The 23724-nt window shown below is 41.0% G+C and carries 19 protein-coding genes and 1 riboswitch; of the genes, 17 read left to right on the top strand and 2 right to left on the bottom strand.

The features are described from left to right. Nucleotide 1: 1 nt before the first annotated feature. Nucleotides 2-2089, bottom strand: a complete 2088-nt coding sequence (locus CLHUN_RS01815) for a ribonucleoside triphosphate reductase (protein ID WP_080062859.1) — start codon at nucleotides 2087-2089, stop codon at nucleotides 2-4. Nucleotides 2090-2478: 389 nt separating this feature from the next. Here CLHUN_RS01815 and CLHUN_RS01820 point away from each other — a divergent pair, with 389 nt between their 5' ends. The 17 genes from CLHUN_RS01820 to CLHUN_RS21990 all read left to right on the top strand — a co-directional run bounded on the left by CLHUN_RS01820 (nucleotide 2479) and on the right by CLHUN_RS21990 (nucleotide 22586). After that, entirely contained in the window at nucleotides 2479-3126 is a 648-nt protein-coding gene (locus CLHUN_RS01820; protein WP_080062860.1) for a methionine synthase, read from the top strand. A gap of 4 nt (nucleotides 3127-3130) precedes the next feature. Then, nucleotides 3131-5566, top strand: a complete 2436-nt coding sequence (locus CLHUN_RS01825; protein WP_080062861.1) for a homocysteine S-methyltransferase family protein — start codon at nucleotides 3131-3133, stop codon at nucleotides 5564-5566. Nucleotides 5567-5642: 76 nt separating this feature from the next. After that, nucleotides 5643-5825: riboswitch (cobalamin riboswitch) on the top strand. A gap of 138 nt (nucleotides 5826-5963) precedes the next feature. Then, complete coding sequence (gene cbiQ, locus CLHUN_RS01830; protein WP_080062862.1) at nucleotides 5964-6866, top strand: cobalt ECF transporter T component CbiQ; 903 nt, start codon at nucleotides 5964-5966, stop codon at nucleotides 6864-6866. 41 nt (nucleotides 6867-6907) lie between these two features. Beyond that, entirely contained in the window at nucleotides 6908-7750 is an 843-nt protein-coding gene (locus tag CLHUN_RS01835) for an energy-coupling factor ABC transporter ATP-binding protein (RefSeq protein ID WP_080062863.1), read from the top strand. Between the two features lie 118 nt (nucleotides 7751-7868). Further along, on the top strand, nucleotides 7869-8621 hold the full coding sequence (locus CLHUN_RS01840; protein WP_080062864.1) for an energy-coupling factor ABC transporter permease: 753 nt from the start codon (nucleotides 7869-7871) through the stop codon (nucleotides 8619-8621). Continuing rightward, the gene (locus CLHUN_RS01845; protein ID WP_080062865.1) at nucleotides 8621-8947 is read left to right on the top strand and encodes an energy-coupling factor ABC transporter substrate-binding protein; all 327 of its coding nucleotides are present in this window, start codon (nucleotides 8621-8623) and stop codon (nucleotides 8945-8947) included. The genes CLHUN_RS01840 and CLHUN_RS01845 overlap by 1 nt, the downstream gene beginning before the upstream one ends. A 44-nt stretch (nucleotides 8948-8991) precedes the next feature. After that, nucleotides 8992-10053 carry a DMT family transporter gene (locus CLHUN_RS01850; protein WP_080062866.1) on the top strand — a complete coding sequence of 354 codons (1062 nt, stop codon included), beginning with the start codon at nucleotides 8992-8994 and terminating at the stop codon, nucleotides 10051-10053. Nucleotides 10054-10434: 381 nt separating this feature from the next. Next, entirely contained in the window at nucleotides 10435-10965 is a 531-nt protein-coding gene (loaP, locus tag CLHUN_RS01855; RefSeq protein ID WP_165755625.1) for an antiterminator LoaP, read from the top strand. Between the two features lie 223 nt (nucleotides 10966-11188). Further along, a complete protein-coding gene (locus tag CLHUN_RS01860; protein ID WP_080062868.1) occupies nucleotides 11189-12220 on the top strand; it encodes a hypothetical protein in 1032 nt (343 codons plus the stop codon). A gap of 46 nt (nucleotides 12221-12266) precedes the next feature. After that, the gene (locus tag CLHUN_RS01865) at nucleotides 12267-14498 is read left to right on the top strand and encodes an HAD-IIIC family phosphatase (RefSeq protein ID WP_080062869.1); all 2232 of its coding nucleotides are present in this window, start codon (nucleotides 12267-12269) and stop codon (nucleotides 14496-14498) included. 236 nt (nucleotides 14499-14734) lie between these two features. After that, nucleotides 14735-15490: a hypothetical protein gene (locus CLHUN_RS01870; RefSeq protein ID WP_242656407.1), complete on the top strand. Its 756-nt coding sequence runs from the start codon at nucleotides 14735-14737 to the stop codon at nucleotides 15488-15490. A gap of 129 nt (nucleotides 15491-15619) precedes the next feature. Continuing rightward, complete coding sequence (locus CLHUN_RS01875; RefSeq protein ID WP_080062871.1) at nucleotides 15620-17185, top strand: hypothetical protein; 1566 nt, start codon at nucleotides 15620-15622, stop codon at nucleotides 17183-17185. Nucleotides 17186-17256: 71 nt separating this feature from the next. Continuing rightward, the gene (locus CLHUN_RS01880; RefSeq protein ID WP_080062872.1) at nucleotides 17257-17988 is read left to right on the top strand and encodes an SDR family NAD(P)-dependent oxidoreductase; all 732 of its coding nucleotides are present in this window, start codon (nucleotides 17257-17259) and stop codon (nucleotides 17986-17988) included. Between the two features lie 188 nt (nucleotides 17989-18176). Beyond that, on the top strand, nucleotides 18177-20015 hold the full coding sequence (locus tag CLHUN_RS01885; protein ID WP_080062873.1) for a spore germination protein: 1839 nt from the start codon (nucleotides 18177-18179) through the stop codon (nucleotides 20013-20015). Next, the gene (locus CLHUN_RS01890; protein ID WP_242656408.1) at nucleotides 20008-21120 is read left to right on the top strand and encodes a GerAB/ArcD/ProY family transporter; all 1113 of its coding nucleotides are present in this window, start codon (nucleotides 20008-20010) and stop codon (nucleotides 21118-21120) included. The genes CLHUN_RS01885 and CLHUN_RS01890 overlap by 8 nt, the downstream gene beginning before the upstream one ends. Then, nucleotides 21104-22390: a Ger(x)C family spore germination protein gene (locus CLHUN_RS01895; protein WP_080062875.1), complete on the top strand. Its 1287-nt coding sequence runs from the start codon at nucleotides 21104-21106 to the stop codon at nucleotides 22388-22390. The genes CLHUN_RS01890 and CLHUN_RS01895 overlap by 17 nt, the downstream gene beginning before the upstream one ends. A gap of 28 nt (nucleotides 22391-22418) precedes the next feature. Further along, nucleotides 22419-22586 carry a hypothetical protein gene (locus tag CLHUN_RS21990; protein WP_165755626.1) on the top strand — a complete coding sequence of 56 codons (168 nt, stop codon included), beginning with the start codon at nucleotides 22419-22421 and terminating at the stop codon, nucleotides 22584-22586. A 69-nt stretch (nucleotides 22587-22655) separates the two neighbouring features. Here CLHUN_RS21990 and CLHUN_RS01900 read toward each other — a convergent pair whose 3' ends face one another. Beyond that, a complete protein-coding gene (locus tag CLHUN_RS01900; RefSeq protein ID WP_080062876.1) occupies nucleotides 22656-23507 on the bottom strand; it encodes a helix-turn-helix domain-containing protein in 852 nt (283 codons plus the stop codon). Nucleotides 23508-23724 lie beyond the last annotated feature (217 nt).

Here is a 23724-nt window from a genome sequence, read left to right on the forward strand (position 1 = left end):
TTTACTCCTTCATAACGTATTTTTTTCTCAACCTGTATTCTTCACGCTTGCCTTCATTATAATTTTTCACCGGTCTTAAGTAGCCTACAACTCTGCTCCAGACTTCAGTTTCCTGGCCGCATTCAGGGCAGTAAAACTGTTCTCCCGCAATATACCCGTGATCATTGCATACCGAAAAAGTAGGAGTCAGAGAGATATAGGGCAGTTTGTAATTGGTAAAAATCTTACGTATTAAAGCTTTTGCAGAATTTACATCTTTTATTTCTTCACCCAGATACAAATGCAGTACAGTCCCTCCCGTATACAGGGACTGTAATTCATCCTGCAGTTCAAGTGTTTCAAAAATATCATCGGTACAGCCAACCGGAAGCTGGCTGGAATTGGTGTAGTAAGGAACCGCATCCCCTGCTGTTATTATGTCAGGGAAACGCTCCTTATCTTTCTTTGCAAGACGGTAACTGGTACCTTCGGCAGGAGTTGCTTCCAGATTGTAATAATGCCCGGTCTCATCCTGTATTTCCTTTATAATATTCCTCATGTAATTAAGTGTTCTTATTGAAAACTGCTGGCCCTCCGGGGTTGTCAGATCACTGCCATAACCCAGCAGGTTCTGGCAGGCTTCATTCATTCCTATTATTCCTATGGTGTTGAAATGATTGAACCAGTAATGTCCCGTTCTTTCTTTCACATCCTTTAAATAATTGGCGGAATAAGGATATAGGCATTTTGAAGTCTGCTCCTCAATAACCTTCCTCTTTATTTCGAGACTGTTTTTAGCAATATTGATTTGCTGCCATAAGCGTGTTAAAAATTCCGATTCGCTTTTGGACAAATAGGCCAGCCGGGGGAGATTGATTGTTACGACACCGATTGATCCTGTCAGGGGGTTTGAGCCAAAAAGCCCTCCGCCTCTCTTACGCAGCTCGGAAGTGTCGAGTCTCAGCCTGCAGCACATTGATAATGCGTCTTCGGGTGACAAATCGGAGTTTATATAATTGGAAAAATAGGGTATTCCGTACTTGCAGGTAATTTCCATAAACTTTTCGGTTACGGGACTATTCCAATCGAAACCTTTCGTCACATTTATAGTAGGAATAGGGAAGGTAAATACTCTGCCTTTGGAATCCCCCTCCATCATAACATCACAGAAGGCCATGTTGAACATATTCATTTCTTCCTGAAAATCACCATATTTTTCAGGCATCAGCCTTCCTCCCACAATAACACTTTCATCCTTTAATGTACTTGGGGCAATAATATCAAAAGTCAGATTGGAAAAGGGGCATTGAAAACCCACTCTGGTGGGGACATTCAAATTGAATATGAATTCCTGCAAAGCCTGTTTTATCGTCTTGTAGTCAAGTTTGTCATAGCGTATAAACGGAGCACAATAAGTATCAATGGAAGACCATGCCTGCGCACCTGCAGTTTCACCCTGGGTTGTAAAAGTGGAATTGACTATTTGACCAAGGAAAGAGCGAAGATGTTTGGGAGGTTTGGATTCGACTTTACCAGATACGCCACCAAAGCCGTTCATAAGTATTTGGCGTAAATCCCAGCCTGCACAGTAAGGTCCGAAGAACCCCAGGTCGTGTAAATGGATATCCCCGGACATATGTGCTTTTCTGATATCCTCAGTATAAATTTCATGCAGCCAGTAATTTTTTGTAAAGGCTTCACGGACATAATTATTTAAACCGTTGATTGATTTTTGCGTATTGGCATTTTCATTAATCTGCCAGTCCTTGTCGTTGAGGTATTCTGAAAACATATTGATGGTTGCCCCGATCAAAGCATTTGATTCACGGGCGGAGCGCCTTTTTTCCCGGTATAATATATATGCCTTTGCTGTTTTGGCATGGCCTGCCTCAATAAGCACTTTTTCAACGATATCCTGAATTCCTTCTACGTCAGCTATCCCTTCAGGATAAAGCTTATCTGCAATTTTTACAACGTCACCGGTCAAGGCTTGGGCAGTGAAAAAATCATTTCCGCCTACGGCATTTGCAGCTTTAAAAATTGCCAGGATAATTTTTTCCTTTTTAAACGGAACAGTAGAGCGGTCTCTTTTGATTATTTGAGTTATCATTCAATCCATATCTCCTTTACATATCATCGAATATACATTCCTATTAATATCTATGTATCAGGCAAAGTAAACATACTACATATTGTATGCTCGTTATATACAATACACAATATATATTACTATTGTTGCACAAAAATTGGAAAAGTCAATAGATGAAATGAGAAACACTTCTTCAGCAAAAAGCTTTTAATCATACTGCGCATTTCTTTAAAGCCGTCCTCGAGTGACCTGGCTGGACAATTTATATAAACTGATTAAAATAAAAGTTGATTACATTGAGCAGATTCGCAACATTTGTTTAAAATTGCTAAATGTTGACCGTGCACTAAAAAGGAAATATAATATAACAAACTAAAATATGACCGTTTAGCTAATTGGAGTTGGTTTTATTGGACGAAACTATTAAGAGCAAAGTTAAATACTTTGAGAATATTCCCGCTGTTCCGAATAGGGATTGGATATTATCAAGATTAGGATATCGGAAGGGTGTTACTGAGCTTAAAACCAGAGATTTGCAGTTAATAGATGAATGTATCCAGCAAGGCGGTTATCTATGCAAACCGGCTGGTGCTTATATGAATATTTCCATAATTGATAAGGATATGACTGGTATTGTGCTTGATAATAATATAAGCTTAATGAGCCAAAGTTTATCGAAGCTTCTTAAAGATAGCCACAGTGTTATTCTTATGGCCTCTACTGTGGGACATGAAGTTTCAAAAAAGGTTTTTACGGAAATAGAAAATGGAAATGCATCTGCCGGGTTGATTCTTGACTCGGTTGCATCCCAAACTGCAGATGCCGCGCTTGACTGGATGGTCCAGATGCTTGACAAAATGCTTATAAGAGAAGGTAAAAAACTAACCAAACACAGGTATAGTCCTGGTTTTGGAGATTTGCCGCTTTGTTATCAGAAAGATATTTTTGAAGCACTTCAGCTTTTCAGGCTTAATATGGCACTTACCGAAAAGTTCATGCTGATTCCTGAAAAATCAGTTATTGCCATAGCGGGAGTGGAGGATAAAGGAGAGTTATAACAAAATGAACACTGCTCAATTTAAAGAACTTGTTTCACAAAAGATCCAGATACTTGACGGGGCAACAGGGACGGAACTCCAGAAGAGAGGAATGCCAACTGGTGTTTGCCCTGAACAGTGGGTAATAGAAAACCCGGATACAATAAAGCAAATTCAAAAGGCTTATATACATGCAGGCTCAAACATAATATATACGTGTACCTTTGGTGGAAATCCAATAAAACTTGAAGAATTCGGCTTGGGTGACAGAACCTTCGAAATAAACCGGAAGCTTGCACAGCTATCCAGGGAAGCTGCGGACGGAAAGTGTCTGGTGGCGGGAGATATTGCATCCACCGGCAGATTTATTAAGCCTCTTGGAGATATGCCCTTTGAAGTATGTGTAGATATCTATAAGGAACAGGTGAGGGGCCTGCTGGCAGGCGGAGTGGATCTTTTTGTCATAGAAACCATGCTTGATATACAGGAGGCGCGAGCTGCGCTTCTGGCAGTAAAGGAATGCTGTGACCTGCCGGTTTGCGTTAGCATGAGCTTTGACGAGAGTATGAGGACACTGACAGGTACTGATTCGGTCACTGCGCTCATAACCCTTCAAAGTCTTGGAGCAGATGCCGTGGGTTGTAATTGTTCCACTGGTCCTGAACACATGTTGGAAATCATAGCTCAAATGAAGCCTTATGCCAGGGTACCGCTGATGGCAAAGCCAAATGCCGGTCTGCCCAGGCTTTCAAATGGTGCAACCGTATTTGATATGGGCGCGGAGGAATTTGGCTCATTTACCTCGCGCTTTATTCAGGCTGGTGTGAACCTGCTTGGAGGCTGCTGTGGAACTTCACCGGAATATATACGGGAGCTTGACAAGGGGTGCGGAAATTTAATCCCTCAGAATTTCGTTTGCAGCCAATATAGCGCGGTGTCATCCTCAAGAAAAACAGTTTTTTTCGGCATTAATAAACCGGTGGCTGTTGTTGGTGAACGTATCAATCCTACTGGAAAGAAAAAGCTGCAGGCAGAGCTGAAAGAGGGTTCAACCAATGAAATAAGAAGATTTGCACTGGAACAGCTAGAAAAGGGTGCTCATATTCTGGATGTGAATGTGGGTATGCCTGGTATTGATGAGAAGGAAGTAATGGTTAATACCGTAAGCCTGCTGGGCAGCATTTGTGACGCTCCGTTGTGCCTGGATTCCTCATCGCCTGAAGTGCTGGAGGCGGCGCTGAGAATCTACCCCGGACGTGCGCTTATAAATTCAATATCTCAAGAAAAAGTCAAGCTTGACAGATTGCTGCCGGTAGCTGCAAAATATGGGGCAATGTTCATACTGCTTCCGTTAAGTGATGAGGGAGTCCCTGAGAAAGCCGTGCAGAGGCAGGCTATAGTTCAAGAGGTATACAAGCAGGCTGCCACCTATGGATATCAAAAAAGCGATATTGTGGTGGACGGACTGGTTATGACTGTTTCCTCAAATCAGGAAGCAGCACTTGAAACCTTGAAGCTTATAGAATGGTGCAGCAGGGAATTCGGCTGCGGGACAATAGTCGGTCTGTCCAATGTCTCTTTCGGCCTGCCTGAAAGAAGCTGGGTTAATGCAGCTTTTATGTCAATGGCAATTGCCAAGGGACTTACAATGGCAATTGCCAATCCATCCAGTGATTTGCTTATGTGCATAAAGATGGCCTGTGATGTGATAATGAAAAATGACATAAACAGTAGAAATTATATTTCTTATTTCAACAACCTGGATAAGCCCCTTCAGGGTGAAAATGAAAAAAGAGCAGATGAAAAAAAAACGGGGGAAAGAATATTTGATGCTGTTTTGAATGGGGACAATGAAGGAATAGGAAGGCTTATAGAAAAGGCGGTGGAGGAGAAGACAGCTCCGCAGGACATTGTTGACCTTTACCTGATTCCTGCAATTAACCAGGTTGGAAAGTTTTTTGACGAAAAGAAATATTTTCTTCCGCAGCTTATTCAAAGTGCTGAAACAATGAAGACCGGTTTTACGTTTTTAGAGCCGATGCTTAAGCAAAAAAAAGAAAAAGAGGAAAAAGCAGATATCGTCATTGTAATAGCTACAGTAAAAGGGGATATTCATGATATCGGGAAAAATATAGTGGGACTGATGCTTCGGAATTATGGCTTTAAAGTATATGACCTTGGAAAGGACGTAAGCGCTGAGCGAATTATAGAAGAAGCAAGGGAATTGAAGGCTCACATAGTAGGCCTGTCTGCCTTGATGACTACCACCATGGTAGAAATGAAGGAAGTCATCAAACTTGCCAAAGAGCAAAGTTTAAGCTGCAAGTTTATGATAGGAGGAGCAGTAGTAGATGATGATTATGCAACGGCCATTGGAGCAGACGGATATTCCCGGGATGCCTATGAGGCAGTAAAGCTTGCCAAAAAACTTTCGATTCAGGAAGATGCGCAGCACAATTGATGACATATTTAGCACATTTCTGAGTTGTTGATTTTTGACAATTATAGTGATATTATAATTTTTAATTGCACTAAAAAAATTGAATATAAATATAGGTTTAATCATTATTGATTAATTAAAAGGGAACTGGGTGAAAATCCCAGACTATCCCGTAGCTGTATTAGAGGAGTTTTTGTACAATATGCCACTTGGTTTCGGGGAAGGCGTACAAAAATGAAGATTCTTAAGTCAGAAGACCTGCCTGTATTTGATGCCTGAGGTTCTCTACGAGTGATAGAGGGTCAGATGAAGATGTACCAGTATATAAGTTTTTATTGGTATATTTGTAGTTGTTCCCTTTTAACATTTGTGTTAAAAGGGTTTTTTTGTTTCTAATTTAAAAATAAGGAGTTTTGGTGTGGTAAAGAATGTTATTTTGTCCGTCATATTTCTAGTTGCCCTCATTTTGATTTTATTGAAGGAACGAAAGTACTGCCTTCGTAAATGCAGAGCCAATAATCATCAGCATGGTGCAAGCCATAAACACGGAGAGTGGATATCAATTGATTTTTATTCCTACGCATCCCAAATCAGAGGCTGGAACCCTGTTTTCAAGGTATCCTTTGCTGTTGCGCTTGTAATTCTTTGTATTGTGCTGGATAATCCTTATGTTTCTCTCATTGTAATTATTGCAATGGCTTATCTTACCATAGTCAGGGGTGGACTTGCGGCACGGGAGTATCTATCAGTGTTGATGATACCGGCAGCTTTTATCATCATCAGCATTTTTACTATTGTAATCGATATTTCAAAGGAACCGGCCGGACATTTTAACCTTCATATGGGTTTCTTTTATATATTTACATTTAAAGCAAAGCTTGAACAAGGACTACTCTTAATGCTTAAGGTTTTTGCTGCTGTCAGCGCTTTACAAATGATGACCTTATCTACTCCATCCTCGGAAATTATCTATGTTCTAAGACGGTCACACATACCAAAACTCATTGTTGAATTAATGAATATGATTTACCGGTTCATTTTCATCTTGCTGGATGTTTCCGCTAAAATGAAAAATTCTGCGTTGTCACGGCACGGATATTGTGATTTGAAAACATCCTGGCATACGTTTGGAAGAATAGCCGGTAATATGCTTGTTATTTCGTTAAAAAAGGCAAACGCGTATTACGATGCAATGGAAGCCAGATGTTACGACGGAGAACTTGTATTTTTTGAAGAGTACAAAAAAATTGACAAAAAGCTGGTTATCTCATCAGTGGGATTTCTGATTTTTTTGAGTATTTTTCCCTGGATAACAATTTAAAAATAAATTGAAGTTTAATAATACGGTGCGAGGAGCAGGTTATGGCAAAAAAAATATTACAGGTCGAAGATATGCATTATGTTTATGGAAACGGGAAACCAGCTTTGGAAGGCGTGAATGTTGAGATATTCCAGGGAGAAAAAATTGCTGTTATGGGTTCCAACGGATCGGGAAAATCAACCTTTTTTTTGAATATCAATGGTGTGTTGCTGCCTGAACAAGGAAAAATCATCTACAGTGGCATTACTGTTGATAAAAAAAATATAAAAGAGCTTCGCAAAAATATCGGAATTGTTTTTCAGGATGCAGATAATCAGATTATTGCATCTACGGTCATGGCTGAAGTGGGTTTTGGGCCCATGAATCTTAAACTTCCCAAAGCTGAGGTACATAAAAGAGTTGAGGAAGCAATGGAATATATGAATATAACAGAATTCAGAGATCGCCCTCCTCACTATTTGAGCGGAGGAGAAAAGAAACGTGTCAGCATTGCTGATATTATTGCCATGAAGCCTGAAATAATTATCTTTGATGAGCCTACCGCAGCACTGGACCCTTTAAATGCAACGATGCTGGAGGGAGTTTTAAAAAGTCTTGAGGCAGAGGGGAAAACAATTTTACTTTCAACCCATGACGTTGATTTTGCATATAGATGGGCCGAACGGATCCTGGTTTTCTGTCACGGGAAGATTATTGCTGATGGTACGCCTGTTGATATATTTAACAACAGGGAAGTCCTGAAACAGGCAAATCTGAAACAACCGGCAATGCTGGAGATTTATGAATTGCTCCTAGAAAAAAACATTCTTAATGGAAATGCCAATAAGACTTACCCGAGACATGTGAAGGATTTAAGAAAGCTGCTGGAGGGTCTGAATAGTTGATTTAGCATTAGTGGTCCGTCACATCTGAATTCAAAGGTTTTCCAGGTCGTCACCACAAGGTTTCAGATGTCACGGACAGCTAGGCTGACATAAATAAAATAAAAAAGGAGAAAAGCAAATGAGTAAAAATCAAAAGCGGGTTCTGAAACTTGCAATTGTATTTGCAGTTATGTTTGGAATAACCCCTGCGGCAAATGCAATGCACATTATGGAAGGATATCTTCCTCCAAAATACTGTATTATATGGGGTGCTATCTGTCTTCCGTTCCTGGTAGCCGGGTATTTTTCACTTAAGAAGACAATATCTGAGAACAGGAAATCCATAACCATAATTGCTATGGCAGGTGCTTTCATTTTCGTAATATCATCTTTAAAAATTCCTTCGGTGACAGGAAGCTGCTCACACATGACAGGTACCGGACTGGGTGCTATCTTATTCGGAGCCGGCGCAGTGAGCATACTTGGTATCATAGTACTTATTTTTCAGGCCATTTTACTTGCCCATGGCGGTTTGACTTCACTTGGTGCAAATACATTTTCCATGGCTATTGCAGGCCCTCTGGTTTCTTTCGGTATATATAAATTATGCCAGAAATTAAAGGTGCACAGGCATGTAGGTATTTTTTTGGCGGCAGCAATCGGCGATTTATTTACATATTGCGTAACAAGTATTCAACTGGCACTTGCATATCCGTCTGAAACAGGTGGCATAGCCGCATCGGCTGTTAAATTTCTTGCAGTATTTGCGCCTACACAGGTTCCATTGGCAATCATTGAAGGTATTTTAAGCGTTGTTATTATAATAGGTCTTGAAACATATGCAAAATCAGAATTGACCGGACTTGGATTCATAAAGGCAGGTGAAAAATAATGTCAAAGACAACGAAGAAAGTTTTGATTTTATTAGTTATTGTTGCGTTGATAGCGATAATACCGCTGTTTGCATTAAAGGGAGCTGAATTTGGGGGTTCCGATGATGCCGGAAGTCAAGTGGTTTCAGAGATTAAGGGTACAGAGTATACACCTTGGTTTACTCCGGTAATGGAAACCTGGATAGGCGGTGAGCTGCCCGGTGAAATCGAAAGCCTGCTCTTTTGTGTGCAAACCGGCATAGGCGTGGGTATTATGGCATTTTTAATGGGCAGGTTCGTAGAAAGAAACAAGAAGGAAAAAGCAAAAAAGGCCAGTGAAATATAACAAAATGACAAGTTTTTATTTGACACTTAGTGAGGCATATATTTATGAAAAAAGTAAAGCTCTATTCAATGCTTCAGGCACTGCTTTCAGCACTTTTATTCGCAGCCGGTGCACCAATTTCAAAGATTTTATTGGATGATATAGAACCAATTTCATTAGCGGCTTTTACTTATTTGGGCAGTGGCATCGGATTGTTTTTTTTCAGAAGGGCTGTACCTTTACGGGAAAATAATGAAGAATGTGAAGCCCAAATAAGTAAAAGCGATATAAAGTGGTTAATAGGAGCAGTGCTGGCGGGTGGTATAATTGCTCCTATTTTGTTAATGTACGGTCTTAGGGTAACACCTGGCGCTACAGCTTCACTATTATTAAACTTTGAAGGAGTAGCGACTATTGCAATTGCCGGACTCATTTTCAAAGAAGCTGTTGGAAGGCGTATATATTCTGCGATTGCATTAATCACAATTGCAAGTATAATTTTAACCTTCAACTTTAGAGATAACTGGGGTTTTTCCACAGGCGGATTAGGCATAATCGGAGCTTGTGTTCTTTGGGGAATTGATAACAATCTGACAAAAAATATTTCTGAAAAAGATCCATTTGCTATTGTAACTATAAAAGGAATCGGAGCGGGATTATTTTCCCTCGTATTATCTTTTCTTGCGGGAAGTGGGTTTCCTGGTATTCACCATATCCTCCCTGCAATGTTAGTTGGTTTTTTCAGCTATGGCTTAAGTATAGTTTTATTCATATATGCCATGAGAGGCCTGGGGGCTTCAAGAACCGGCATTTTATTTGGAACGTCACCCTTTTTAGGGGTGATATTATCATTTATTTTACTTAAAGAAATTCCTGATTTTAAGTTTTATTTTTCGCTGCCACTTATGATTATTGGAGCTGTCCTCATATTATCTGAAAAACATACACATAAACATACACACTGCATATTGGAGCATGAACACCGTCATAGTCATGATGATGGCCATCATTTACATACTCATAAAGAAGGCATTGATATTGAACATTCGCATATACACAGGCATGAAGCGTCGGAACATATTCACAAGCATACTCCTGATATTCATCACAATCATCAGCATAAATAACCTTATAAATATAGAGAAATCAATAATGTCCTGTCTTCTTATTATTCTAAGAAGATGGGATTTTTATTTTTTGATTGGAGAACTTCCCGATATGCTGACGATAATTGGAATATGAGTCGTAATTTTATTCATATAATCATTTTTCAGGAGAGAATAAAAAGTGCATATAAAATAAATATTTAATAAAATTGTAAATAAAATGTGAAATTAACAATAATTTATTATATTGACATTTATTTATTATTTATGTAACATATCCTATATAAATTAAAAGTAAAAATATGGTGAATTATGGTGTCGATTGTAAAAATGGAATTAATTAATAATTGATATTCATCAAACTGGAATACAATGACGGCACATTTACGGGAGAATATAAAAATGGGTAATTGGTTTGTATTTATAGTACAAACAGGGCAGGAACAGAAAGCTTGTGATTTCTTAAACAAGTTGCTTAATAGGGAAGAAAGTACTGCCTTTATTCCACAGGTGGAATTGATCTTTAAAAGCTCAAAATATATTCGCAAGGAACTGAAACCTATGTTTCCGGGGTATGTTTTTACAGACTCTGTTCTTGATGAAAAGGAATTTGTTTCTGAAGCCTTCAGATATGTAAAATTTTCAAATTGCATTTTTAAACTCCTAGGCAATCAAAGCTATAATTATATGACGATAAGTGAGGCTGAGAAGAATTATTTATTAGATTTTTGCAACGACAGATATGTAGCTGAAGAGTCTCAGGGTTTTATTATCGGTGATAATGTATTTATAAATTCCGGCCCGCTTAAGGGTAAGGAGAGTATCATAAAGAGGATTGACAGGCATAAAAGACGTGCCGAAATTGAAATAACCTGCCTCGGAGATATCAGGCGTGTAGGGGTTTCCCTGGAGATTATTTCAAAAATGTTTTAGTTTTCACTTTTTCAGATATAAATACTTTACTTGGCAAAAAGTATATTCTTAAGCTCATCTCATAGTGTGTCAATAAAGCTTGGCGACAAGTTAAAAGCTCATTATCAAGGGGAAAACCCCGCTGACTAAAAAATCTCGACATAAAAGATATAAGACAGAAGCAACAAGGCAAGTTTATAAAAAAAGCCAATTTTTAATTTATTATACTTATAAAAGGGAAGGAATGAAAATTAACATGTTAATACAGACTGTTTGTACTGTCAGCCACCTTAATAAAGCAATGACCATGATAAAGTCCATAAGCAGGTTTCATGAAGATTTGGAGTTTTCGGTCCTGGTCACAGATATAATATCAGAGGGCAAACCAAAGATTCAGGAAGTGGTCGGTTCAAGAATCGAAATACTATGCTGTGAAGATATTGGAATGGAAGCTACTGAGAAAATGCGTCAATATTATAATGCATTTGAACATAGCTGTGCATGCAAATTCATCGCCGTATACCATCAGTTCTTACATAACAGACAAGAGTGCTTGTATCTGGACACCGACATATACGCATTAAGCAGCCTGGACAGTTTTTTTGAAAGTCTCAATCAGGATATTGTAGTTACGCCGCATTCCCTGTCCATATGCAATAAATTCGTGGGGGGTACTTATGAATTTTGCGATTTGAATATCATAACTGTCGGACATATAAATGGGGGTATTTTATATTTCAAAAATACACCGAAATCTGTCGAAGCCTTAAAGTGGCTAATAGAATCTGTACAGAGCGGAGGATTTTTTGCCCCTGGAATGAGTATGTACTGTGACCAGCATTGGGTAAGCCTGCTGCCGTATTATTTTTCCGATAATACTGAAGTTTTAAAGGACCCATCCGTAAATATTGCATTCTGGAATCTTCATGAAAGAAAGCTGTCAGAGGAAAACCATATTATTATGGCTAATGGTAAAGCTGCTCAACTATTTCATTTCAGCAGTTTCCAAATCCCAAACCATGGAAAGCTGGTTGGATTTTCTTCAGAGGAGGGCACTTTAGGCAATATAACCAGGCATTTATTCTTCCAGAGATTAATCAAGGAATACGAGCAACAGCTCATTATGGAAAAAGAAAGGTTTGCGGATATTGAGCACCCGCTGGGCTTTTGCAACGGTCCGCTTCACCACAGACTATGTGTCGCACAAGACATGCTTGGAATCCGGTATTCCCATTTCGGACTGGAGGATATTCCAATAATAATGCATCAACAGTAGTAGTAGAGGTTTGGACTGTTAACATAATATAAAGAGGGACAGATTCATGGAATTATGGATAGAACGGAATAGTGCGCGCGGCCTACCCGAGGAAAGCCGCCGGCTGTCGCTGGTTGTAAGTTCAACCTTCACCGCTGAGCCAATTGGAGAGTATATCGACTTCTGGTGTAAAACCTTCAATCAAGCGGCAGTTATTACATTTGCACCATACAATCAGGTGTTTCAGGAGCTCCTGGACACCTCCAGCCTCATTTCAAACAATATCGGCGCCAATATTCTTCTTATACGCTTCGAGGATTGGATCAGGAGTGATATAGAGAAGGATGAGCTTAAGCTTCAAAAACTTTATAAGAATTATCAGGAGCTGCTGAAAATCATTTGCAGTATAAAAAAGCCGATTCCTTTTTTTATAGGCGTTTTTCCTGTATCGACACATCTGCGGCTTAGTGAGCGGGTAACAGGTTATCTGGAGGAAATGAATGCACAATGGAAGCGCGACCTGAAAAGTATAGAAAATGTATATCTTGTTGATTTTTATGAAGCATTTGATTTATATAGCTTGACAGAGGTTTTTGATTCAACTGGGGACAAGGCTGGACATATGCCTTTTTCTGATGAGTTTATTGCTGTTATGGGCACAATGATAGCCAGAAGGATATTTGCGTGGAAAAGGCAGATTTTCAAGTTGATAGTGATGGATTGTGACAATACTCTTTGGAAGGGGATTTGTGGTGAGGACAGTCCGGAGGAAATAGATATAACGGAGCCCTGTTTGGAGCTTCAGCGGCTGATGCTGCAAAAATATAATGAAGGAATGCTGCTGGCCTTATGCAGCAGGAACAATGAAAGGGATGTATGGAATATATTTGACAATAACCCGAAGATGCTGCTAAAAAAGGAGCATTTTGCAGCATACCGGATAAATTGGCAAGCTAAATCCCAAAACATTATAGAACTGGCAGAGGAACTAAAGCTTGGAACGGATAGTTTCATATTTATGGACGACAGCCCGTATGAGTGTACGGAGGTAATTCAGAACTGCCCGCAAGTATTGACCTTGCTGTTGCCTGAAAACCATGATATGATAAAGATCTTTTTGCGCCATGTTTGGGCCTTTGATAAGTTGAAAATAACACATGAGGATATGATAAGGAATCAAACATATGCTGCCGAGAGGGAGAGGTATCTATTTAAGGGGAAGAATACATCTCTTGAAGATTTTCTGAGCGGGCTTGATGTACGAATGAGCGTCAGACCGGTTGAAAAACAGCATGTAGCCAGGGTATCCCAGCTCACACAGAGGACAAATCAATTCAATTTGAGTACCATACGAAGGACTGAAAAAGAGATAAATGAGCTGCTGGAACTGCAAGCTGCAAGCTGCCGGCTGATAGAGGTCGCAGATAGATTCGGAGAGTATGGAATTGTGGGAGTGGTTGTAACAGAAGAGAGAGGCAGGAGGCTGATTATAGAAACGTTGCTGTTGAGCTGCAGGGTGCTTGGAAAATGTATAGAGGACGCTGTTTTGACAGAACTCGCCAGATATTGCACAGAAAAGGGCATAACTGAAATGGAGGCTACATACTCTCCTACCGAGAAGAACAAACCTGTGTTGAATTTTTTGGAGAAGACAGGCTGGAGTGAGATTGAGTCCACCAGGGACTACACCAAATACTTGATTGAAATTGACAAAGTACCGAGACAGGCGGGGTTTGTTAAATATTGCTCAGGTTCAGGCTTGACTCAAGCCAGCAAGGCGGATGGTCACATGAAACCTGCCGGAGTATTGTTCAGTAATCCTATAGGAGCTGATGTCCGGCGGAGGAATGAAAAATCCCCGGACTTCTTTGATTTAAAGTTCAGTATGCCGGATTGGGAGCACCTGCTGCACAAGGAATATATATATCCGCTGAAGTATTGCCGGGTTGAAGAGCTTTTGGAATTGACGACAAATAAGTGCTGTAAAACAGGCACTCAAATCCCGGAACAAGGGGAAGACTTGATGCTGCGTCAAAAACTCGGGAATTTGGTATTTGGTAATCTCCAGGGTGCTAAAGTTCCAGAAGAACTGGATGATGACCTGAAACTCACTGATATGGGAATAAACTCAATATCATTTATTAAACTTATTGTTGGAATCGAAAAAGCATTTGCTGTTAAGATCGGCAACGAGGACCTGGATTTTTACAAATACCCCACATTTGGAGCACTTGTCTCGTATGTGGAAGAGCGTACGGGTAATGGCCGTGTCAATGCTGATAAGCTTAACAGGTGGTAAAAGGAGGAGAAGTCAGCAATATGAAATTCAGCCTGGGCATTAAACCATTTAAAGACTATTGGCTCAATTGCGAGTTTAATATGTTATTTTCTATTTTGACGACTTATGAACCGAGTTATAGATTGGCGGCATATTTAAATGATTATAGTTATGAATTTCCTCAGTTCGAAACACCCAATAGAACAAAATTCAAGGCTATTCAACTTAATCCTATGACACGATTCAGAGAAGAATATGTGAATCGTTTATTTTCCGAGTCACAGGCTATCAGCTTAAAAAATCATAGCGCTCAGATAGATTTTCTCAGGAGCCTTGTGCTCAAAAAAGAACTTGTTATGGTAGGCGTGGATTTATTTTATTGGATACAGGATAGTATTTGCTGGAACAGAAATCACTGGGAGCATTATTCACTGATTAATGGCTATGATGACGAGAAAAAAGTGTTTTATGTATTGGATGAAAATAATAATGGCTATGATGAATTTGAAGTGCCTGAAGAAAGATTTTTAGTTGCTGTTCAAAATTCGCCTTTAGAGCCGCATGGGTATGTGAAGAAGATAACACGGAATATAGGACGGTTCAAACTGTCTCTGAAGGAGGTAATGCACAATGCCGAAAGGCTTAAGTCGGAGATAGAAGCCATAGGCCATTCACCTCTTTGGCAGTTAAGCGATGCAGATTTCCAGGGTGGGCATATGTGCGACCTTATATCTATGTATATATTTCAGATAATAAACAGACATAAAGCGAATGCCTTTTTATTTAATGAAATAAGGGCACAATTACAAAACAGTCAGATTGTTGATTCTCTCATCCAGTATAGTCAAGACATCCAAGAGGGCTGGACATTGATAAAAAATATACTGGTAAGAACCTATTTTATGGATGAACATGAAGCAAGTATTCTTGAAATAAACAAAAGATATATATATCTGATGAATAAGGAATATGAAATGTGGAATAAACTTGTTTCGGGGTGTCAAAGAGAATAATCATGCGCACAATTCCACTAACCCAAAAGTATTAAAATATTGACAAAAAAGCGGATTAAATGTAATAATATTTATGAAATGTTAGTATATTACATTCCTTGTAGCAATACTGTTAATGAGGTGAAAAGAATGTTGTTAAATGTTCAGCCGCTACATATTGATGGTTTGAACTGCAAAGAAGATATATTTTTTACGGTTGCCGGATTCTTTAAAAAAGAATATCAATTGGCATTTTCCGAAGCTTTCAATTTTCAATATCATCAGCCTGAGGACGGGCAGCCCGCGAGCATGGGCCCGCGTATTGCCACCGGAAATATGAACACCCGCAGCTTGCTGGAAAAATATTGCGGAGTAGATATATTGACATTAAAGGCTGAGTCCTCCGAAGAAGTTGTTGAAATAATAAGAGAACAGCAAAAGCTCGGAAATCCCACTGCCTTTTCAATTAATACATACTGGTGTCCCTGGAGCAGCAATTATCAAGTACAAAGCTTCGGACATACCTGTCTCGCAGTGGATATAGACCGGGAAAATAAAATTACCTGCCTTGACCCTGTTGCAGGACTGGAGCTTTTTTATCTTCCGTATTCCGAATATAAAAACGGCTTTGCCTTTTATTCCACCTTTCGGTTGCGGGAGCAGCAGGAAAAGTTGAACTGCAAAAATATTTTTACCGATTCGGTCAATAAAATAAGCAGTTTTAACATGTTTGAAAATATGGAAAGCTTTCTGGCGGACTTCAATACCCAGTTCAACTTTGGAGAAGAGTTCAAAAATGCCAGACCGGACATCTGGGGCTCATTGTTTTATAGAAATCTGGTATATGTGGCGGGTTCCAGGTATCTTTACTCGCAGTTCATAAATCACATAAACAAGGAACTGCAGACGCCCCGGCTTGATAAGCTTGAAAAAGACCTGCTGTACGTGTGCAGCAAATGGAAGGTTGCCATAAGCTGGCTGCTGAAAGGCTTTTACACCAGCTTTTCACAGGGGGTATATGACAGGGCGCAGAAAACCCTGGGGGACATTCTGAAGGAAGAAAGAGAAATTTATAAAAGTCTCCTGCAAGCCGTGGACGGCCGGATGGAATACAGCGTGGGGCAGAAAATTTCGGCCCCGGATTTTGAAAAGGCAATTGAAGATATAAAATATACATATATTGATTTAAAAGACCATTGCAATAATATAGCTTTTCACAGTACGGTCTCAAATGACTGCGCTGCGGACTTCACCGGGACGGGGCACTATTTTGTGTCCCAGGATGCTCCAAGTGAGAAGCTTGTTTCACTTGGAAACATGAGTTTCGATTTTCCCAAGCTTGAAGATACCTGCTGTGACAATGTATCCTGCAGTGGCCAGGTTATTGAAGTTCCTCCCGTGGCTTATAAGGGTATAATGCTTATGGGCTCCTGTGAATGGGGCAATTTTATTGAGAATATGAAGCTGGAGTATGCTGACGGGGAAAGCGAAACCATTCAGATAAACTTCAGCGACTGGCAAAATAAAGAGCCCCTGTACGATGAAAAACTCATATGGAGAGGAAAAGTCTATAACAAGAATGAAGGCAGAGGCTATCTGGACCCCTATAACCTTTTTGCACTGGTCCGGCCTGTAAGGGAGGAAAGAACCCTGAGCAGCATAACCTTGCCGGAATGTTCAAATATGCATATTTTTGCAATGACCCTGTACAAGTGATACTATTGTTATTGCGGCTGCAAAGCTGAATTTCGTGTTGCAGTCCATAGAATTCGTGTTGAGGTGAGGATATGATAGACGTAAAGGGAAGATGGGCACTGATAACAGGTGCCAGCAGAGGCGTAGGCTACGAGACCGCCATATACATGGCAAAACAGGGCTGCAATCTGGTGCTGCACAGCAGGGATAAGCGGCACACCCAGAAGGTTGAGGCAGAGGTTAAGGCGTTTGGCATCCAGGCATACACGGTGAAAGCGGAGCTTGCAAACCATGAAGAGGTATTGTCCATGCTTGCGGAAATTGAAGCCAGAGGTACTCAGGTGGATATTGTTTTTAATAACGCCGCTGTACAGGTAGGCTATAGAACAGACTATTGGAAAACCCCCGTGGAGGATTTTGACATCAGCTTCAGAATTAATTTTACAGCCGTCACAACAATATGCTACAACCTGATGCCTAAAATGGTGGAAAGGGGCTTCGGCAGAGTTATAAACACCACCAGCGGGATACAGGACCAGCCTGAGCAGGCTGCGTATTCTGCCAGCAAGGCGGCGCTGGATAAATTTACAAAGGACCTGGCATCAAAGCTTCAGGGAACAAATGTCATGATAAACCTGACTGACCCGGGCTGGTGCAGGACCGATCTGGGAGGACCCGGAGCACCAAACTCAGTGGATAGCTGCATTCCGGGTATAGTTGTAGGAGCATTTATTGCTGAGGGTAAAAGCGGCAGGCTGTTGCCCGCCCAGGAATTTTGCGGCATGACTCTGGAGGCCGCGGTAAAAAAAGCTGAAGCCATGTAAATCAAGCTAAACACAGACAAAATGGAATTCAAATTTGTCTTAAAAAAGACGCACATAGAAAATAGCAGGATTATTTTCTATGTGCGTCTTTTTGTCCTGTCCTGCAAAGGTAAAATATACAATTCCTCTCCAATGATATTTTAATAGGCTTTGGAAATGCTATTAATAATTGTATACAGGAGGAATTTATGGCTGAAAAAAACCGTCTTAAGAGCCTGTTCGCGCTTTTAACCTATAAAAAACCAAAAAATATTGAAACCTTCTATATTCCGGAAACAGAAGAGGAGACTAAAAGGGCTCAGGAAATAAAGGGAATGGAGCATAAAGCCAGAGGTATCAAAAAACCAAGGCTGGTTTCCGAAATGAGCAAAAAAAGGGAACGGGGCCTGGAAAAAGACAGGGAGACATACAGGTTCAAATATAAGGAAAAAAGCAAGGACGGAGCTTCAAAAGGCCGCAGTGGCAATAGTGTGGTCGATAAACAGGTATCGGTAAATATTGATGAAAATATGGGGCTTGTTAAAAAAGCCTTCAACTCCGAAAATAACAAGGACATCATCATCAGGGAATTTACTGTGGGAGGACAACTGAGAGCCTTTATCGCATATATGGATGGTATGGTGGACAGGACCACCATAAATGATTTTATCATAAAGCCCCTTTTGGCAAAGAAGGAATACCATGAAGGAGAATGCAGCCTTGACAAAGTAATTCAGCAGGTGCTGCAGACAAACCAGGCAAACAAGATTACGGACACTGAGGAAATGATATATGAAATTCTGGTGGGAAACACATGCCTTTTTATAGAGGGCTGCAACTATTGTATTTCCAGCGAGACCAAGGGCTTTGAAAAACGTTCTGTAAGCACTCCCCAGACCGAAGGTGTGGTCCGTGGCTCACAGGAGGGTTTTACAGAAAACCTGAGAACAAATGTGACTCTTGTAAGAAAGATTATAAAAAACAAGGACCTGTCAACGGAGTTTCTGAAAATTGGAGCCCGGAATAACAACCAGTGTGCAGTTATGTATATAGACGGCTTAATAAATCCTGCCATAGTTGCGGAAGTCAAAAGAAGGATAACAAGCCTGAAGACTGACTTTATTGCAGGAAGCGGCATTCTTGAACAATTCATAGAGGAAAATCCCTGGTCCATAATTCCCACGATAATATCTACGGAAAGGCCGGATAAGGCAGCTTCACATCTTATTGAGGGAAAGGCTGTCATAATTGCCGACGGGACACCTTTTGCCCTGATTGTACCTGTATCCCTGACTACAATGTTTCATACTCCAGAGGATACCACTTTAAGGTGGCAATACGGAACGCTTCTGAGGTTTATAAGAATATTTGCCGTGTTTATCGCCATATTTATTCCGGGGCTGTATGTAGCCCTCACAAACTTCCACAGGGAAATGATACCTACAGACCTTTTGATAGCCATAGCGAAGGCCCGTGAAAATGTTCCGTTTCCCACAATCCTGGAGGTAATGCTTATGGAGGTTTCCTTTGAACTGATACGGGAAGCGGGCATCAGGATACCGGGAATCATAGGAAATACAATAGGCATCATAGGAGCGCTTATTCTGGGGCAGGCGGCTGTGCAGGCCAACCTGGTGAGCCCCGTGCTCATCATAATAGTTGCCATAACGGGTCTGGGTAATTTTGCCATACCTGATTTCAGTGTAGCCTTCGCAGCAAGGATAATGCGGTTGATATATATTGTGCTGGGTGCATTCCTGGGATTTTACGGTATATCACTTGGAATAGTCGTGTTTACGGTTATGCTGGCCTGCACAAAATCCTTCGGTGTCCCGATGCTGAACTATTTCGCGCCAAAGCTGAGGAACAGCAATGACATTATTATCAGAAGGCCGGTGTGGATGCAGGAACTGAGGCCGGACAATATAAATCCTCTGGATATTACAAGACAGCCTGAGATATCAAGAAAGTGGGTAAAGGAACCGCCTGCGGAAAATATGCGGGAGGATAGCGAAGAAGCAGGGGAGGATGACAGAAAAAATGAATGACAGACAGGGATATATAGGAACTTATGAGGCTGTGTGTCTTACTTCCATCATGATGGTTACAAAAATCTTCTATACAAGTATTGCCGTCATTGTAAAGATTGAAGGTACCTCAGGATGGTACGGCACTCTTATCTCCTGCCTGACCAGCCTGGTTATGTTTTCCTTTATCTTTTTATTATTAAAAAGGTTTCCCCATATGGACATAACAAAAATCTTTGAGGCTGTGATCGGGCGGTTCGCCGGGAAAATACTGACTCTCCTTTTTTCGGCGTATATGATTTTTTATGCAGCCTCCAGCATAAGGGAATTCATTGAGATGATAAAGGCGTATAATCTTCCCTATACACCTCCAAGCATTTTGATTTTTGGGTTTATAGCGGTATGCGCAATAGTCGCCTATCATGGGCTTGAGGGAATAGCCAGGGTATCGGCCATATTTTTTGTACCGGTTATTATCGGAGTGGTCTTAATATTGATACTTGCAAGCCCAAATTACGATTTTGACTATATAAAGCCTTACTTTGGCTATGGACTCAAAAAAACCATAGTTACCGGTGTGCTGAGAAGCTCGGCGTATGATGAGGTCGTAATACTGGCATTTATAATAAACTCGGTGCATGGGCTAAAAATCTGCAAAAGGGCCGGTTACTCCAGCATCCTCATTTCAGGACTGACCTTCAGCACAAATATACTGTGCAATATTCTGGCCTTCCAATATACTGCGGGAAGTGAAAACCTGTCCAGCCTTTTTGAACTGTCCCGGGCGATTTATTTCAACAGGTTTGTGCAGAGGCTTGAGTCCATATTCCTGTTTGCCTGGGTTGTAGCCTCCCTTGTAACAGTGTCCATCGCCTTTTACCTGGCCATAGATATATACACAAAGGCATTCAGGATTCCCGGGCACAGGCCGCTGATATTTCCATTCAGCTTCATTCTGTTCATGGTGGCCCTTATACCTGAAAACATGCCTGAGGTTGTCCAGGTAAATATACAATTTATCAGGCAGTACAGCGGTTTTTTCATATACCTTGCGCCAATAGCCATTTTACTGTTGGCAGTACTTTTCAGAAAAAGGGGTGAGCTGCACAATGGCAAAAAAAGTTAGCCTGCTGCTGGTGTTTTGCCTGGGGCTTCTGATCAACCTGACAGGATGCTATGATGCTGCTGAAGTGGATGATGAGGTATATGCACTTGTTCTGGGCATAGATAAGGGTATAAACAACAAGGTACGGGTGACCATCCAGTATCCTACCTACAAAAGCAGCGGCGGAGGCGGGGGAGAAAGTAAAAGCGGGGGCAGGATGGAAGCCAAAAATGAAACTCAGGGCTCTATTATAGATACAATCGAAGCACCTTCCATACTGGAAGCGCTGGATATGTACGGCATGTCCACTTCCCGGAGGGTATCGCTCATGCATATGAAAAATATAATAATATCCGAGGAACTGGCAAAAGAAGGCGTGCAGGCTTATGTTTCTCCGCTGGCCAGATACAGGGAGGCCCGGGGAGTTGTAAATATATCTGTGGCAAGGGGAACGGCGCAAAAATTCATACAGGAAAACAAGTCCAACATCGGAGAAAGCCTGGCCAAGGACCTTGAGCTGATGACTGTACAGTCCGACAATACCAGCTTCTTTCCAAGGGTCACCTTCTACGATTTCTATAATTCCCTGCTATCCACATATGAACAGGGTTATACCGCTTATGCGGGTCTGAATGAGCTGGGCAACCTGCCTGAGGATAAATATGCCGGGAAAGCACCTCTGATGGTGGATAATGCTTTTAAACCCGGTGAAATTCCCAGGTCGGGAGTTGCAAAAAGAGAATACGCGGGGACGGCTGTATTTCGCGACGGCAAGATGGTGGGCTCGCTGAATTCGGAGGAAACCCGGTACTTTATGATGATAGTCGGAAAATTCACAAAGGGAATTATCGACATGGAAGACAGGGAATCCCCCGGAAAGGTAATATCACTCAATTTCCGTCCCAGCAGAAAACCGGTTGTCAGGGCGTATTTCAAGAAGGGCAGACCCATAATAAGCATAAAGCTTGAAATGGAAGCTGATATAGGTGCCGTTCAAAGCAGGGTAAACTATGAAGACAAGGACCAGGTGAAAAAACTGAGCACCCGGGCAGAAGACTATTTGGAAAGAAGAGCAGTGCAGGTAATAGGAAAGGTGCAGCAGCAATACAACTCCGACATTTTCGGCTTCGGTCAAAAGCTGGCAGGCTATTTTCCCACTATACAGGAATGGGAGAAATATGACTGGCTTTCACACTTTAAAGAGGCCGGAATAAATGTCAAGGTGAATGTCAGCATCCGGAGGACGGGCCTTATGCTAAAGTCAGCCAGGATAACAGGCTATGAAAAATAGCCATGAATTAAAAACGAGGTGATATATTGTGATTTACGTGCTTGCTTTGTTCATGCTCATGGCGGGCTATTACAGCCTCACATATGGAATAAGCCTTTGGAGGGATGACAGGAAAAGGCTTGGGAGTGTGGGGGTAATATTGATTTCCGTTCTCGGAACCCTGATACCCATTGCATTCATGTTCATGCGCAGGTAGACGTAGCTGGATGCAGCCAGGTAAAAGCCAAGTACAGTTAGCTGCAACCGGATACAGGACAAGCAGCGGTCAAATTCCTATTTTCTTGTAGGTGGAAGGAGAACAGCCCTTGATGGACTTGAAGGATCTATTAAAGGTAACAATGCTGTTGAAGCCCACGGTATAAGCTATGTCAGCTATGGACATGCCGGAATTTGTGAGGTATTTTTCAGCCTGTTTTATTCTGTATTCATTGAGGTAATGGCTGAAATTTTTTTCGGTGATATCCTTGAATATCCTGGAAAAGTAGAATTCGCTGAAGCCCACAGCCTTGGCAACATGTGCCAAAGATATATCATTCATGTAATTTGCCTCAATGTATTTAAAGGCTTCTGCCAGCTTGTCCAGGCCCTGGATTTTTTTGTTGGTATCGGTGTTCTGGGGTTTGACCCTGTCAATAACATAGTTTGAGATAATAGCAAGGATATCATATATCCTTGCACACAGAAAAAGCTGATAACCAAAGGCTTTAGCCTTATAGCTGTCAACGATGCTTAATATATGGGTCCTCAGATCAGTATAAAAGGGAAGCTCCTGTTTGGAAATCCTGAAGGTACTTGAAATAAGAGGCTTTATAATATTGTTGCTTCCAAGGGAATTAAAGGCTGAGGGATCGAACTGGATGAAAACCCTCCTTACGAGTTTGTTCTGGTTTTCAAAGCCATGAGTATCCCCGTTTGCTATAAAGAGTATGTCCCCCTCCTCCAGAGCCAATTCGCAGTTGTTTACGGTTATGTCAAGGGAGTTTTTTTCAACATAAAGCAGTTCAATAGCAGCGTGCCAGTGAACCGGATAGGAAAAATCAGCCTGGGTGTTATCCTCCATTCTGAAAGGAAATTCCTTTGTAAATATGCCCTTTTCGTGTAAACCCTCAACAAACATAATTCAATAGCTCCGTTTTTACCTGCCGAATTTTTATAGCCATAAAATACGATGTGGTTTCATATTCTCTGTTGCGGGTTGTTTTCCCTCCTTTAACAGCAAATTTATTTATTTTATACTTAAGAACATATTTTTATAACAGCCGGGATTAAAGCCGTATTCAAGAGGTGTTGGGAGAGAAGGGGAAAGAGCAAAGGAGGCAAAGCCACTTTGTTTG

The sequence above is a fragment of the Ruminiclostridium hungatei genome (assembly GCF_002051585.1).
In the GTDB taxonomy this organism is placed as follows: Bacteria; Bacillota; Clostridia; order Acetivibrionales; family DSM-1351; genus Ruminiclostridium; species Ruminiclostridium hungatei.